Source organism: Campylobacter sp. P255, from assembly GCF_003627915.1.
In the GTDB taxonomy this organism is placed as follows: domain Bacteria; phylum Campylobacterota; class Campylobacteria; order Campylobacterales; family Campylobacteraceae; genus Campylobacter_D.
The window spans coordinates 58,261-73,290 of sequence record NZ_NREN01000009.1 but is presented as its reverse complement, the minus strand read 5'-3'; the positions used below and the strand labels follow the sequence as shown (position 1 = coordinate 73,290).

Below are 15,030 nucleotides of genomic sequence, written 5' to 3'. Positions count from 1 at the left end.
TTCAATCTATCAATGAAATGGGTGAAAGTATTAAAGAACAAACTACAGGTATTACTCAAATTAATGATGCTGTAGCTCAAATTGATAGCGTAACACAAGAAAATCTAAAAATAGCTAAAGATAGTGCAGCTATATCTGATAATGTTAATAAAATAGCTAATGATATCTTAGAAGATGCTAGAAAGAAAAAGTTTTAATTGATTGTTAGCAAGCTTTTAGCTTGCTAATGATTAGTCGTCGAATTTTTGACCTAAGATATTACCTTTAAAGTCTGTATAAATTTCCATCATATTGTTGGTTCTAAATTTGTAACCGTTGATTTTTTTATCTACTTCTACGATCGCTGCATTTGGTTGTGCTGCTTGTACTTTAGTCATTACTTCTTTTGGGATAAAACCAGTTGGTATACCTTTGTATTTACCATCAACTTCTTTCCAATCACCATTAATGATGAAATTAATTTCTGTTCCATCTACTAAATTTACTTCGTATGAATCAACATCTTGCTTTACATAACCCACGTTTACACCTTTAAAATGTGTATTTAAAAATTCTTGAGCTTTTTGAGGTAAAGCACTTGGACTAACGATCATATCCGCAAACATAGAACTTGCACAAACTAAACTAGCTAACATTAATTTCATTTTCATTTTTTCTCCTTTAAATTAAAAAGTTGAAAGAATGATATTAAACGCTTGTGAAATTTATGTGAATTTTTTAATTTTTAAATCCTACGACTTTGTTTTTATCAAATGATGATTCTATTTCCTTTTCGATAGTTTGTAAAAAATCGCTCATTTTAAACACACCATCTTTAGAAATAGCTGCTTTTAGCGCTGTATTTTTTACCACCATTACAATTTGCGCTCCACTTAATTCATATGAAGCTAGATTAGCTAGATTAAACATATCATCAAAAATAGCATTTTTAGGCAGGGCTTTTTGCCATATCATTAAGCGTTGCTCGTGGTTTGGTTTTTTAAATTCTATTTTATAGTCAAATCTTCTTGAAAAAGCCACATCTAAACTTTCTAAAAAATTGGTTGTAGCTATTATAACCCCGCTAAAACGCTCAATTTGCTCTAAAAAGATATTTTGCATTTGATTGTGCATTTTATCTGCGCCAGCACTACTTTCTACCCTTGTGCTTAAAAACTGATCAGCCTCATTTAAAAGCAAAATGGGACTTTGTTTACTTGTTTGACAAAGCTCTTTATAGGTGTCAAAAATTTTTCTTACATTTTGCTCACTCTCGCCTACATATTTGCTTAAAATTTTAGAACAATCAAAACTTAAAATCGATTTTTTCATCGCCTTTGCCATACTTAAAGCACTCATAGTCTTGCCTGTACCTGCAGGACCATAAAAGATAATCTTAGCTTCTATGTTTTTATTGGTCTTAATACCCCATTTATTTAGTCTTTCTAAAACTTTTTTATCCTGTTGTTTTAGTATGCTTTCTAGCAAATCCTTAGTGCTTTGTGGCATGATCACATCGTCTATATTAATATTTGGTTCAATCAGTTCAAATATATCCTGACTTTTTACTAAATTTTGCAATTTAATTTTTTTATTTTTCTTTGGCTCTTTAAAGTTAATGATTCTTTGTAGGATATCATCACTTAAATAAAATATCTTAGTTATATCCCCTAAAGAATTCACAAACTCATCATACTCTAAGAGATTAGAACTTAACAACTTAGAATCTTCTTCCAATAAAGCTTTATTTTCTTCTTTTTGCGTATCATTTTCACTAATTAAGTGCAATAAAAAATTATAATCTCTGCTATAAGAATTTTCTGTATTAAGCAAGTATTCTTCTTTTAGCAAACTAATAAATATCAAACATTCTTTATCATTTAAAGCATACTCTTTAAAAATCTCTGCTAAAACATTAGGAATTTTACTTTTTTTCAATCGCTCTTTAATGTATGATTCAAACACTGCTATATCTTTTTTTATGCTTTTGCTTTGGTTGCTTTTTGCAAAAAAACGCAGTCTTTGATAAAGTTCGATTTTAAAAAATTCATCTTTCAAATACGCAATATGATCTTCATAAATTGCATCTTGCATATAATCTTGTATAGTTTTATTTTCTAAAACCTGCAAGAAAACTTCACTCAAACTCACATCACACTGTAATAAATTTAAAAGTAAACTAGAGTTTTTACTCGCTTTAAAATCAGAAAAAATTTGAACTATAAAACCCTTCTCTATAAGACTTTTAAGATCTTTTAAATGATCTAAATACTCATATTCATCATTTTTAAAAACTTCACTAAGAAGACTATAAACATTCATACTCACACTAGCTTGTAGATAATTTTTACACAAGTGCTTTAGTATTAAAATTTCATCTTCACTACATTGTAAGTTTTTATAAATAGTGCTTTTAAAAGTATCATTGAGAAAAAGTTTTAAATCTTTCATATTTTCCTTTATATTGGTTTTATACTGAGTTTTATTTTATTTTTTATATCACTAAAATTAATACTTTCGTCACAGACTTCGTATGAAATATCATAATTTTTGCTAGATATTTTTTGGCTAAAACCACAAGAATGGTTTTTTTTATTTTTTCCATAAAAAATTGGTTTTTTATGAATTATATCCTCTAAAAAATCTTCATAGTATGCGTTGTTAAAAAATCTTTGGTTGAATTTTTTTTTCGCATAACAAACACTGTTAATGCAAATTTGATCCGTGATTTTTAGTTCAAACAAAACCTTAGAAGCATTATAAAATTCTAACTTTGTAAGATGACTCCCCTTGTTTAAAAAACCATAATCAGCAAATTTAATTTGTGGCGTTTTTAAAACAATATAAGCACTTTGTGTATGTGTTTTATTTTTCATTGCGCATGCACCCAAAACAACACACACAAAGCCTAAAAAAATCAGTTGGTGTATTTTTTTCATTTAAGATTTTTAAAACTAAGATTAAGCTCTAAATTGAGTTCTTTTACTATTTTCATTACATTTTGCAAATCATCAATTTGTTTTCCAACTACGCGAATTTCATTACCTCTGATACTCGAAGTTACTTTTAGCTTGCTATCTTTAATGGCTTTATTGATTTTTTTAGCACTATCTGTATCAATAGCATCGTTAACTTTTAAATTCAGTCTAAAATTAGCTCCACTTTCTCTGCTTAATTCTTTAATGCCATTAGGATTTATCCCTCTTTTGATTAACTTTGAAATCACAATATCCTTAAGCACTTCAAGCTTTGCTTCGCTAGAGCAAATAAGCTTAAATACACTTTCTTTTTCATTTAGTTCTATTTCACTTTTGATACCTTTTAAATCATATCTGCTATCAAGTTCTTTTTTGGCTTGCTCTAAAGCATTTTTTAGCTCTTGTTTATCAATTTCACCGCTAATATCAAAACTATGTTCACTTGCCATTTTCCATAAACTCCTTAAGATTATTAAATACAATTTGTATTAAATTTTGTATCGATTCTTGACTTGCCCATGCTACATGTGGGGTGATGATTAGATTTTCCTTGTTGTTTATGCTAAGCAATGGATGATCTTTGATCATAGGCTCTACTTCAAGCACATCAAGCCCTACTCTAATATTTTTCTCATTCATAACTTGTGCCAAGTCTGCTTCATTGATGATCCCACCACGCCCCACATTAATCAAAATAGCTTCATCTTTTAAAAGCAGCAATTCTTTTTTTGTCAATAAATTTTTAGTTTTGTCGTTTAAAGGTGCATGAATGCTAATCACATCACAAGTTTTCAAAAGCTCTTCAAGACTTACTCTTTCATACTCATTATTAAAATTTGCTCCAGAAGTTGAATAGTAACAAATTTTAGAACCAAACATTTGCGATACTTTAGCCACTTCTTTACCAATCACACCAAGTCCGATAATACCATGTCTTTTGCCTGTTAAAGTATGTAAAATCCTGCTAAAATCAGTAAACATCGTACTTTTTGTCCAAAATCCATCTTTGCTCCATTGATCATAATATGGAATTTGATTTAAAAAAGCAAAAAGCAAAGCAAAAGTATGACTTAATACACTTTTTGTAGAGTATCCAGCTGCGTTTTTTACCACTATGCCTTTAGAATTTGCATACTCTACATCAATATTATTAACCCCTGTGCCAAGCTGCAAAATCAACTTCAAGTTAGTTTGATCAATGACTTCTTTATCAATGATGACTTTATTGATCATCACTACTTCAGCATCAGCTATTCTTGAGATGACCTCATCTTTAGGAGTAAGCTCATAGCTTATAAATTCTCCAACACTTTTAAAATCCGATAAATCCCCTCCGCCTAATGTAGCGGCATCTAAGCATACTATTTTCATTAATCTTTTATGATATGTCCTACAAATTTAGAATAATTATCAAGCACCAAACCGCCTTTTCTAAAGCCTAGTCCACATCCTTCATACGCAAAGAAAACTCCAGCTTGATAATAATCATTTTCATTTTGGTTAAAATCTACAAATTCTTGATACACAAAACGGTTGTTTTGATAATCTCCATTTGTTTCAAAACTCACATCTCCATTAGCTTCTATAATAGAAACATTTGCCCCTTCTCTACCAAAAACAGGCTTTTTAACACATTTTTTACCAACCAATGGTTGATCACTTGTTTCTAACAATAAAGGGTGGTTTGGGTAAAGCTCCCATAAAATTTTCATAATACCCTTACTTTGGAAAAGTAAAGTGTAAGCAGGATTTAAAATAATCGCTTTTTGATTTTGCATGATTTGGGTTAAAAGCATAGCAAGCTCTCCCTCTTCTATGGCGATACTTTCCCAAGGAATAAGTTTAAAAAAGTATTCATAATTAACATCATTTTTAAATACACCCTCAGGCGAAAATTCCACCTCATCGACAAAAGAAAACTCACTTTCAAAACCTGCTTCATTGGCAATGTGTGCTAAAAGTTTTGTGGTGATCATATCCTCATCACTTCCTGCAATAGATGAGAATAATATCTTCCAGCCTTCATAATATCTTTCAAATTCACTTACATCTTCTTCTAAAGTAATAAGTCTTTTAAAATTATCTCTCAAAGCTTCATATATATTGTTAAACTGAGAACTTTCATCTAGATTGTTTTGTTTTAAAATCGCCCATTGTAAAATAGCACTTTCAAACAATGAAGTAGGAGTGTCAGCATTAAATTCTATAAGCTTTATAGGTTTTCCATCTAGTCCACCTGCTAAATCAAACCTACCATATAAATGCCAATGCACATCATTTGCCCAACTCATTTTAATAGCTTCTACAAGATTAAAAGGAATTCCAAGTTCATCAAAACGATCATTATCAATCACTTCTTGTGCTGCTGCAACAAACATATCATAAAGTTCATTTACCGCATCATAATAAGCATTTGCCTCACTTTCTTTTACACATACTAAATTAGGGTCTAAATAATCACTCCCATCTTTATCAGTATGCCATGAAAAACCCATTTGATCCAAGTAAGATTTTTCTAAAGGATTTACTTTTAAAAAATTCATTTTTCCACCTTACCTTAAGATCCAAATGAGCTAGAAGAGCTTGAAGTCGCCTTAGAACCACCGCCGAAAAAACCAGATTTTTTAGCGCTAGATCCCGAAGTAGCACTTGTACTTGCTTTGTTAAAGCTATTAACACTTCTTTGATAAGCACTTTGATTAGAAAATGCTCCTCTTTGTTGGTTGGCAAAGTTTTGATTGTTAAAAAGCTTTGATCCTATCCAACTTCCCAAAATAGCTCCCGCTGCACTTGCAAGCAATGTTTCGCCCAAAGAAAGTCCACCACTACTCATTTGAGCATTGTTTGGGTTGGTTAAATTTGAAGTACCATTGTCTATTTTAGCAGCTTCTTCTTGGATTAGTTTGTCCATTTCTTCTTTAGTTAAAACTCTTTCTTGGCCATCAAGCTGCTTTAAAACCACTCTTGTTTCATCACTTGGAAACTGATCTTTGATTTTGTATTGATTTGGTGCGGTTTCTTCGATGATAACAAAAGCACCTTGAGTGTTAGCTGCTTGGCTTAAAGCATTATTTGAATCATTTGTATTACTACTACACGCACTTAAAGCACCTGCACTTATAGCAGCAATACCACTGATCATACTAAGCTTAAGTATAGTTTTAATGTGTTTCATAATCTTTCCTATAATTTATAAGTTTAACTTAATAAGATTTTAACAAAAAAAGTATTAATAAAAATTAATTGACTTGATTTATCATCAACAAGCAATTTTGAATCAAAATAAAAACAGCAAAAGCAAAAAAGATACAAGCACTAGTATAATCAACTAACTTTAAATTCTTTTCATATAAACGCATCATAAAAGCTTTGGAGAATAACAAAGCAACCAAAGAAAAATAAACAATCGTTTCTAAAACTAAAATAAGTACCAAAACAAGCACCATCCATTGCATTTGTGCAAAATTAAAATTCGCAAACACACTCGCAAAATAAAAAATCACCTTAGGATTAGATAAGTTTGTAATAACTCCGCTTAAAAATGGAGTAATAGTTGTATTTTGTTTTTTTATACTGCCATTTTTCGCATTTTTATAAATCACATAAGATAAATATAAAAGATAAAACGCTCCAAAGCTAGATAAAACAACTTGCAAAAATGGAAATTGATGAAAAATTACACTTAGGCCAAGTATGGAAAGTATGATCCAAACACTCATTGCTAAACTTACACCCAAGCTAGCTTTTAAAGCACTTTTTATCCCTTCTCTTAAAGCATAAGAGCTTATTAAGAAAAAATCAGGTCCTGGTAAAATAAGTCCAAAAAAATGAATAATTAAAGCCCAAAGAAACATCAGCTAAATGTAGAAAAGCCGATTACTCGGCTTTTGTTGGTATTAGAGTCTTGACTCGTAGCGTCTAAGCATATAAAGTCTTTTAAGCATTTTTTTGCGAGCTGAAATTTTTTGTTTTTTACGAATTTCAGTCATAGGCTCAAAAAATCTTCTAGCGCGAACTTCAGTAACAACTAGATTTCTATCTACTTGTTTTTTGAATTTTCTATACGCTTCATCAAAAGACTCATTAGGATGTACCTTAATTCCTGGCACGACCCTCACCACCTTTCTTTAATAAAATTAAAGAAGCGATTATACCATAAAATCACTTGAAAATAAAGTTTATTTTTGTAATAATTATATAAATAAAAATTAAATATAAAATTACAAACAACGACAAAGTTTGGTTTAATTTTTCTAGTACTACAATTAAAAAAACATTTTTTAAGGAAATATAATGAGTGCTTGTATCACAAACTATACCAAAAAAAGATATATTGCTTATATTATATCGATGGTTATTTTTATAGCCTTACCTTTTATCAAAATCAACGGCAATCATTTTTTCTTGCTAAGTTTTGACCATAAAAAACTTAATTTATTTTTTATCGCTTTTGATACCCAAGAACTTTACCTAATGCCTTTTGTTATTATAGGAATGTTTTTGACTATACTTTTTGTCACGACTTTAGCAGGAAGAATTTGGTGTGCTTGGACCTGTCCTCAAACCATAGCTAGAGTGATTTACAGGGATTTGCTACAAACTAAAATTTTTAAAATTCACAAAAGCACTGCAAATAAACAAAAACAAGCCGATGGTTTTTTGATACAAAAAACCTTAAGTGTTGTGATTTTTTATCTTTTTTCTTTGTTAATGATGAGTGCGTTTTTGTGGTATTTTGTTCCGCCTGAAGATTTCTTTGTTTATATCCAAAACCCTAGTGAGCATTTACTGCTTTTAGGAATTTTATTATGTGCTTCTTTGGCTTTTACCTTTGATATAGTGTATTTAGGGGAAAAATTTTGTGTTTATGTGTGTCCTTATGCAAGAATACAATCTGTAATGTTTGATAACAACACTGTTCAGGTTATTTATGATGATAAAAGAGGTGGGGTTATTTATGATGGGCATACTAAACTTTATAAAAAACCACCACAAGGTGAATGCATAGGCTGTGAAGCCTGTGTAAAAATTTGTCCTGCTCATATAGACATTCGTGCTGGTATGCAACTTGAATGCATTAACTGTCTTGAATGTGCTGATGCATGCTCTAAAGTCCAAGCTAAATTTGATCGCCCTAGTTTGATCAACTGGACAAGTGCAAAGGCAATCGAAACAAGAGAAAAAGTTAAATACTTTAGATTTAGAACTATTGGATATTTAGTAGTATTATGTGGGGTTTTCATCGCCTTGGTTTTAATGGGTAGTAAAAAAGAAAACATGCTTTTAAATATCAATCGTTCTAGTGAATTGTATCAAGTAAGAAAAACTCACAATGGAGAATTATTGATCACAAATGCTTATGTGTTTTTATTTCAAAATACTGACAACAAAACCCATGAGTATTATTTTGATGTAAAATTACAAGGCATTGATGATGGTTTAGAGATCGTAAGACCTAAAAAATCTTTCACACTCAAAGCAGGAGAAAAAAACAAACATATTGTGGTATTAAAAGCTACCAAAAAACTAGCTGATAATAACAGAAAAGATACGATCATACCTTTAACCATAAAAGCCTATGCGGTTGATGATAAAAATATCGCCGTTACAAGAGAAAGTAATTTCGTGTATCCTAAAAATTCAATTTTAGAGCAAAAAAACTAAAATGAAAAAACTTTCTATGAAATCTCAAGCTAGACTTGAAAAAATCAAACAAATTGCTGCGGAGTCATTTTTAAAAAATGGCTACGAAGCTACTAATCTTAAAGATATTATCAAGCAAGCAGGTGGCTCCTTTTCCTGTGTGTATGAACATTTTAAAAGCAAAGAAGGTTTATTTGAAGCTGTTTTAAATGATTTTGCAGAAAATCATTTTCTTGCGATATTGAAAAAAAATATGCAAGTTTCTGCTAATGCTGATTTGGAAGAATTTTTATACCAATTTGCAAAAGCTTATATAGGAATTTTCAACGATAGCAAAACCATCGCCATCGTAAGGCTTTTATACTCTGAAATATATAATGATAAATTTGATTTTGGAAAATGGTTTAAAGAAGGCAACCGAAAAGATGTTGAATATGTCCTTCAAAAAAGATTAAAAGAAGAAAACTCTCGTCTAGCTGAAAATGCTGAATTTTTAAGCTATACTTTTTGCGCAATGCTTAGAGGAACTTTTTTTATGCAAAGCACCTTTGAAAATAAAATCCTTATGAATAAAAAAGAGCAAGAATTACACGCTAAAAAGATTGTAAAGCTATTTACACAAGGACTTATTAATTTTAGTTAACTATAGCTTGATACAATATTAAAGATATAATTTTGTAATACAAATTACTTTTTTGTTTAGCTAATCAAATAACTTAAGGAAAACAATGAAAACAAAACTTTTAACTCTAGCTTGTGCTTCATTAATTTTTGTAGCATGCTCGGATGAGAAAAATGTGCAGGTGAAACAACTTCCTCCTCAACCTGTTAGTATTATGACAATGCAAAGTGCTAACTTACCTTTAGAATTTAGCTATCCTGCTAGATTAAGCACGGAATTAGATGTAATCATCAAGCCAAAGGTAAGCGGTGAAATCAAAGCAAAATACTTCAAAAGCGGTCAAGCTGTAAAAAAAGGCGATAAGCTTTTTCTTATAGAGCCTGATAAATACAGAACAAATGTTGACATGGCATATGGTGAAGCTTTAGTCGCTAGAGCAAATTTTACTGATGCGGAAAAAAACTTTAAAAGAGATCAAATTTTAATAGAAAAAAACGCCATCTCACAAAAAGAATTTGACGCAAGTTTAGCTAAATACAACTCAACCAAAGCCAACCTAAAAAGCGCTGAAGCAAAGCTTGCTAGCGCAAGATTAGATCTTAAATACACTACAGTAAGCGCTCCTTTTGATGGAGTTTTAGGCGATGCTTTAATGGATGTGGGTGATTATGTAAATGCTTCTGCTACGGAGTTGGTGCGTATTACTAATATCAATCCTATATTTGCAGACTTTTACATCTCTGATGTAGATAAAATCAATATGAATAAAAATGTCCAAAGCGGTAATTGGCAGCTAGAAAACATCCAAGTGCAAGCCAATGTTGGTGGTGAGCTATTTAACGGTAAATTATATTTTATAGATAGCGTAATAGATACACGCAGTGGTGGTGTAAAAGCAAAAGCAATCTTTGATAACAACAACTCAAGCTTAATGCCTGGATCTTTTTCTAATGTCCATGTAAGTGGTTTTGTCCAAAAAGATGGATTTGAAATTCCTCAAGTTGCTCTTTTACAAGATGATAGCTCTACTTATGTTTATACTTTAGTTGATGGAAAAGTGGCAAAAACTGTTGTGAATGTTATCTATCAAACTTCTGACAAAGCCATTATCGATAAGGGGTTAAAAAATGGAGATAAAGTTATCTTAAATAATTTCAAAAAAATTCGCCCTGGTGCAAGTGTTAGCGTAATGGAGAATAAATAATGTTTTCTAAATTTTTTATAGAAAGGCCTGTATTTGCCTCCGTTGTCGCTATCATTATTTCTTTAACGGGTATTATAGGACTTTACTCACTTCCTGTTGAACAATACCCTTCTTTAACACCTCCTGTTGTAAAAGTAAGTGCTAATTATTCTGGTGCTGATGCACAAACAGTGGCACAAACAGTGGCTATCCCTCTTGAAGATGCGATCAATGGGGTTGAAAATATGATTTATATGGAATCAACCTCAAGCTCTTCAGGCGACATGAGTTTAAGTGTGTATTTTGATATCGGAACCGATCCTGATCAAGCAACAGTTGATGTTAATAACAGAATTTCAGCTGTAACTGCTAAATTACCTGAAGATGTTAAAAAAACAGGTGTTAGCGTAAGAAAAACCGGATCTAGTATCTTAGAAGTTGCTACTTTATACTCTCCTGATGGCTCTATGGATTCACTTGAAGTATACAACTATGCTGCTTTAAATATTTTAGATGATCTTGCTAGGGTTCCAGGTGTTGGTAATGCTGTAGCAATTGGTTCTAGAAACTATTCTATGAGAATTTGGTTAAATCCTGATTTGTTAAATAAATACCAAGTTACTACAACCGATGTTATCGCTGCGATCAATGAACAAAACGCACAATATGCTACCGGTAAAATAGGACAAGAACCTGTTGCAGAAAAATCTCCTTATGTGTATTCTGTTATTATGCATGGAAGATTAAAAAGCACCAAAGAATTTGAAAACATCATCATAAGAGCTAATAGCGATGGTTCGTTTTTAAGAGTTAAAGATGTTGCTGAAGTTTCTTTAGGGTCAAGAGAATACACTTTCAAAGGTAGATTAAACGGAAATGACGCTACACCTATATTGATTTTCTTGCAAACTGGAGCAAACGCGGTTAACACTGCTAAATTAGTAAAAGCCAAATTTGAAGAACTTTCAAAAAACTTCCCTGAAGGCTTAGCTTACAAAGTTCCTTATGATACGACTATTTTTATTAAAGCTTCTATTGAAGAAGTGGTAAAAACTTTCTTTGAAGCATTGATCTTAGTTGTTATCGTAATGTATTTGTTCTTAAAAAATTTCCGCTCTACTATCATACCAATGATCGCTGTGCCAGTATCTATTTTAGGGACTTTTGCCGGATTATATGTCTTAGGTTTTAGTATTAACTTGCTTACACTTTTTGCTTTAGTACTTGCCATTGGTATTGTCGTAGATGATGCCATCATTGTGGTTGAAAACATCGACAGGATCATGCATGAAGATCCAAACATTAGCATTAAAGATGCAGCGATTAAAGCGATGGATGAGGTTGCTGCACCGGTTGTTTCGATCGTTCTTGTATTGTGTGCAGTATTTATACCTGTTTCGTTTATATCGGGTTTTGTGGGAGAAATTCAAAGACAATTTGCTATTACCCTTGCGATATCTGTTATCATTTCAGGTTTTGTAGCTTTAACACTCACACCTTCTTTATGTGCTATTTTCTTAAAAAGAAATGAAGGTCAGCCGTTTTATTTGGTAAAAAGATTTAATGATATTTTTGATTGGTCAACTAAGGTTTTTGGTGCTGGGGTTGCTTATATCTTAAAAAGAACTATACGTTTTGTGATTATTTATTGTATCTTTTTAGTTGGTCTTTATGGTCTTTTTAAACTCGTGCCTCACTCACTTGTACCACCTGAAGATCAAGGTAACTTTTTAACCGTTGTAAATTTACCTGCAGCTTCTTCACTTAATAGAACCACCCAAGCTATGGATGGAATGAGTGAAGAAATCAGAAAAAATGAAAATGTAACTGACATTGTTGGACTAATAGGGTATGATTTATTTACCGGTTCTTTAAAAGAAAACTCTGGCGCAATGTTTGTCAACTTAAAAGATTGGGGTGATAGAGATGTAAGTAGCTTTGATATGGTGCATTCTTACAACCAAAACTACTTCTTAAATCCAAACTTCCAAACTTTCTTTGTAAATCCACCGCCAATTCAAGGCTTAAGTTTAACCGGTGGTTTTGAAATGTATGCGCAAAATCGTGGCGGTAAAAGCTATGATGAAATTCAAGCTGATGTAAATAAACTAGTAGAAGCGGCCAATAAACGTCCGGAATTATCCAACGTAAGAACAACGCTAGATACCAATTTCCCTCAGTTAAAACTAGAAATAGATCGCGATAAAGTAAAACTTTATGGTTTGAATTTAGCAGATGTATTTAGCACGCTTAATGCCACCATAGGAACTTATTATGTAAATGATTTTTCTATGCTTGGAAAAAATTATCGTGTTAATATCAGCGCCATAGGAGATTTTAGAAATACTCAAAATGCATTAAAAAACATCTATGTAAGATCAAAAGATGGATCAATGATAGCTCTAGATAGCGTTTTAACGCTTCATAGAGGAGTTGGGCCTGATGATGTAAAACGTTTTAATATGTTCCCATCAGCACTAGTACAAGGTGATCCTGCGCCAGGATATACCTCAGGACAAGCAATCGATGCTATTGCACAAGTTGCAAAAGAAACTTTGAGCGAAGATTATTCTATCGCTTGGTCAGGTTCTGCTTATCAAGAAGTTACTAGCAGTGGTGCAGGACAAATCGCATTTATTCTAGGACTTTTGTTTGTGTTTTTAATCTTAGCAGCTCAGTATGAAAGATGGCTCATGCCTTTAGCAGTTATCACAGCTGTGCCTTTTGCGGTATTTGGATCGTTATTGTTTGTATATTTTAGAGGATTAGAAAATGATATATATTTTCAAACGGGACTTTTATTGCTCATAGGACTTTCTGCTAAAAATGCGATTTTGATCGTTGAGTTTGCAATGGAAGAACATCTTAAAAAAGGAAAAAGTATTTTTGAAGCATCTGTCAGTGCAGCGAAGTTAAGATTTAGACCTATTGTTATGACTTCTTTGGCATTTATTTGCGGTATTTTGCCACTTTACTTTGCTTATGGTGCAGGAAGTGCAAGCCGCCATGCAATAGGTACTGGTATCATCGGTGGTATGATAGCAGCTTCTACCATTGCTATTTTCTTTGTGCCTTTATTTTTCTATATACTAGAAAGTTTTAACAAATGGCTTGATGAAAAAAGAGGAAAAACTCATGCGTAAATTAATGATATTTGCAAGCTGCTTTTTAATAGCAGGTTGCAGTTTAAAACCTAATTTAGAAATTAAAGATATTAACTATACTAAAAGTTTAGATCAAAACATAAGTATCAACAAACAATGGTGGAAAGCTTTTAATGATACTTATTTAAATGCTTTAGTAGACCAGGCTTTAAAAAACAACAATGATTTGCAAATTACATATATTAATTTGCAAAAAGCCTATGAAACTTTAGGCATTGCTAGAAGTGAATTGTTGCCAAAACTAGATGCAAGTGCAGGTGGAGCAAGAGCAAAAACTAGCATTAATGCACCAAGTAACAAAAGCAATGATTTTGTTTATGGAAATGACTTCAACATGGGCTTAAATTTAAGCTACGAAATCGATCTATGGGGCAAATACAGAGATACTTACAGCGCTTCAAAAGCTAAACTACAAGCAAGTGAGTTTGACTATGAAAGCGCAAGATTAAGCTTGATCTCCAATGTAGCAAAGACCTACTTTAACCTAGCTAGTTTAAGTGAGCAAACCAAAATTCTAGAAGAAACTGCACAAAGTTATCAAAAAACCTATGAGCTAAAACTCGAACACTATAAAATCGGTGTCATTAGCGAATACGAACTTAATAAATTTAAAGCAGAACTTGAAAATTCAAGAATTTTACTAACCAATGCTAGAATTCAAAAAGAAGCTTACACTAAAGCTTTGAAAATTTTAACTTCGAACAACATTGATGATATACTTTATAATAGTATCGAATACAAGCAAGTAGGAAAATACGAACTTAGCATACCTGAAGGTATAGGTAGTGAAATTTTACTACAAAGACCTGATATCCAAGCTAGTTTAAAAACCCTTGAGGAAAAAAACTATCTTGTTGGAGTAGCTAGAACTGCATTTTTACCAAATCTTTCTTTAACAGGACTTTTAGGTTTTCAAAGTAATGATTTAGATCTTTTAGTCAAACATGGTAGCAATACATGGAATGTGGCTGGAAATTTTGCAATGCCTATTTTCCACTGGGGTGAAATCGCAAATAACGTCAACATCGCAAAACTTACCAAAGATGAAGCATTTTTACAATACGAAAATACACTAAAAACAGCCTTTGGAGAAATAAGACTTGCTTTATTTAATCGCCAAAGTTATTATGAAAATGAGCAAAATTACAAGAATTTATTTTTAGCACAAAGCAAAATTTATGATATTGCTAGTTTAAGATATGAAGCAGGTGCGATTAACTTGTCTGATTTTTTACAAGATCAAAGAGCGTATTTAAATGCTAAACTTTCTTATACTAACTCATCTTATGAACTTGCAAATTCCATTGTAGATGTTATGAAAGCTTTTGGTGGAGGATTTAACGCCAAAGAAGAGTCAAAAGAAAACATCAAAGCTATGGAAGAAAATTTAAAAGAAAACTTTTATAACAACTGAGCCTTTAAGGCTTAGTTGTTTTTGAGCTATTATCATCTACGATATAA

Annotated in this window: 15 protein-coding genes; 6 read left to right on the top strand and 9 right to left on the bottom strand. The window is 31.7% G+C overall.

Annotation, left to right across the window (positions count from 1 at the left end; all coding sequences use genetic code 11):
* On the top strand, positions 1-197 hold a 197-nt coding region (locus CKA54_RS05850), incomplete at its 5' end, for a methyl-accepting chemotaxis protein (protein WP_120760681.1).
* A 33-nt stretch (positions 198-230) separates the two neighbouring features.
* Here CKA54_RS05850 and CKA54_RS05845 read toward each other — a convergent pair.
* From CKA54_RS05845 to rpsU, 9 genes are all read right to left on the bottom strand, one after another.
* A complete protein-coding gene (locus CKA54_RS05845) occupies positions 231-650 on the bottom strand; it encodes a DUF2874 domain-containing protein (RefSeq protein ID WP_039664705.1) in 420 nt (139 codons plus the stop codon).
* A gap of 67 nt (positions 651-717) precedes the next feature.
* Complete coding sequence (locus CKA54_RS05840) at positions 718-2,430, bottom strand: ATP-binding protein (protein ID WP_120760678.1); 1,713 nt, start codon at positions 2,428-2,430, stop codon at positions 718-720.
* Positions 2,431-2,438: 8 nt separating this feature from the next.
* Positions 2,439-2,918: a hypothetical protein gene (locus CKA54_RS05835; RefSeq protein WP_120760677.1), complete on the bottom strand. Its 480-nt coding sequence runs from the start codon at positions 2,916-2,918 to the stop codon at positions 2,439-2,441.
* Positions 2,915-3,406 (bottom strand): YajQ family cyclic di-GMP-binding protein, encoded by a 492-nt coding sequence (locus CKA54_RS05830; protein WP_039664708.1) that lies wholly within the window; start codon positions 3,404-3,406, stop codon positions 2,915-2,917. Before CKA54_RS05830 ends, CKA54_RS05835 begins: the two co-directional genes overlap by 4 nt.
* The gene (locus tag CKA54_RS05825; protein ID WP_120760676.1) at positions 3,396-4,328 is read right to left on the bottom strand and encodes a D-2-hydroxyacid dehydrogenase; all 933 of its coding nucleotides are present in this window, start codon (positions 4,326-4,328) and stop codon (positions 3,396-3,398) included. The genes CKA54_RS05830 and CKA54_RS05825 overlap by 11 nt, the downstream gene beginning before the upstream one ends.
* Positions 4,328-5,500, bottom strand: a complete 1,173-nt coding sequence (locus CKA54_RS05820; RefSeq protein ID WP_120760675.1) for a glutathionylspermidine synthase family protein — start codon at positions 5,498-5,500, stop codon at positions 4,328-4,330. Before CKA54_RS05820 ends, CKA54_RS05825 begins: the two co-directional genes overlap by 1 nt.
* 14 nt (positions 5,501-5,514) lie before the next feature.
* The gene (locus CKA54_RS05815) at positions 5,515-6,132 is read right to left on the bottom strand and encodes a UPF0323 family lipoprotein (protein WP_120760674.1); all 618 of its coding nucleotides are present in this window, start codon (positions 6,130-6,132) and stop codon (positions 5,515-5,517) included.
* Between the two features lie 64 nt (positions 6,133-6,196).
* Positions 6,197-6,811, bottom strand: coding sequence for a LysE family translocator (locus CKA54_RS05810; protein ID WP_120760673.1), 615 nt, complete (start codon positions 6,809-6,811; stop codon positions 6,197-6,199).
* A 42-nt stretch (positions 6,812-6,853) separates the two neighbouring features.
* Positions 6,854-7,066: a 30S ribosomal protein S21 gene (gene rpsU / locus CKA54_RS05805; protein WP_002780697.1), complete on the bottom strand. Its 213-nt coding sequence runs from the start codon at positions 7,064-7,066 to the stop codon at positions 6,854-6,856.
* A 184-nt stretch (positions 7,067-7,250) separates the two neighbouring features.
* Here rpsU and ccoG point away from each other — a divergent pair, with 184 nt between their 5' ends.
* The 5 genes from ccoG (at position 7,251) to CKA54_RS05780 (ending at position 14,983) form a co-directional block, all read left to right on the top strand.
* Positions 7,251-8,621, top strand: coding sequence for a cytochrome c oxidase accessory protein CcoG (gene ccoG, locus CKA54_RS05800; RefSeq protein ID WP_120760672.1), 1,371 nt, complete (start codon positions 7,251-7,253; stop codon positions 8,619-8,621).
* A 1-nt stretch (position 8,622) separates the two neighbouring features.
* Entirely contained in the window at positions 8,623-9,243 is a 621-nt protein-coding gene (locus CKA54_RS05795) for a TetR/AcrR family transcriptional regulator (protein ID WP_120760671.1), read from the top strand.
* Between the two features lie 85 nt (positions 9,244-9,328).
* The gene (locus CKA54_RS05790; protein ID WP_120760670.1) at positions 9,329-10,426 is read left to right on the top strand and encodes an efflux RND transporter periplasmic adaptor subunit; all 1,098 of its coding nucleotides are present in this window, start codon (positions 9,329-9,331) and stop codon (positions 10,424-10,426) included.
* Positions 10,426-13,548: an efflux RND transporter permease subunit gene (locus CKA54_RS05785; RefSeq protein WP_120760669.1), complete on the top strand. Its 3,123-nt coding sequence runs from the start codon at positions 10,426-10,428 to the stop codon at positions 13,546-13,548. Before CKA54_RS05790 ends, CKA54_RS05785 begins: the two co-directional genes overlap by 1 nt.
* Complete coding sequence (locus CKA54_RS05780; RefSeq protein ID WP_120760668.1) at positions 13,541-14,983, top strand: efflux transporter outer membrane subunit; 1,443 nt, start codon at positions 13,541-13,543, stop codon at positions 14,981-14,983. The genes CKA54_RS05785 and CKA54_RS05780 overlap by 8 nt, the downstream gene beginning before the upstream one ends.
* The last annotated feature ends 47 nt before the right edge of the window (positions 14,984-15,030 follow it).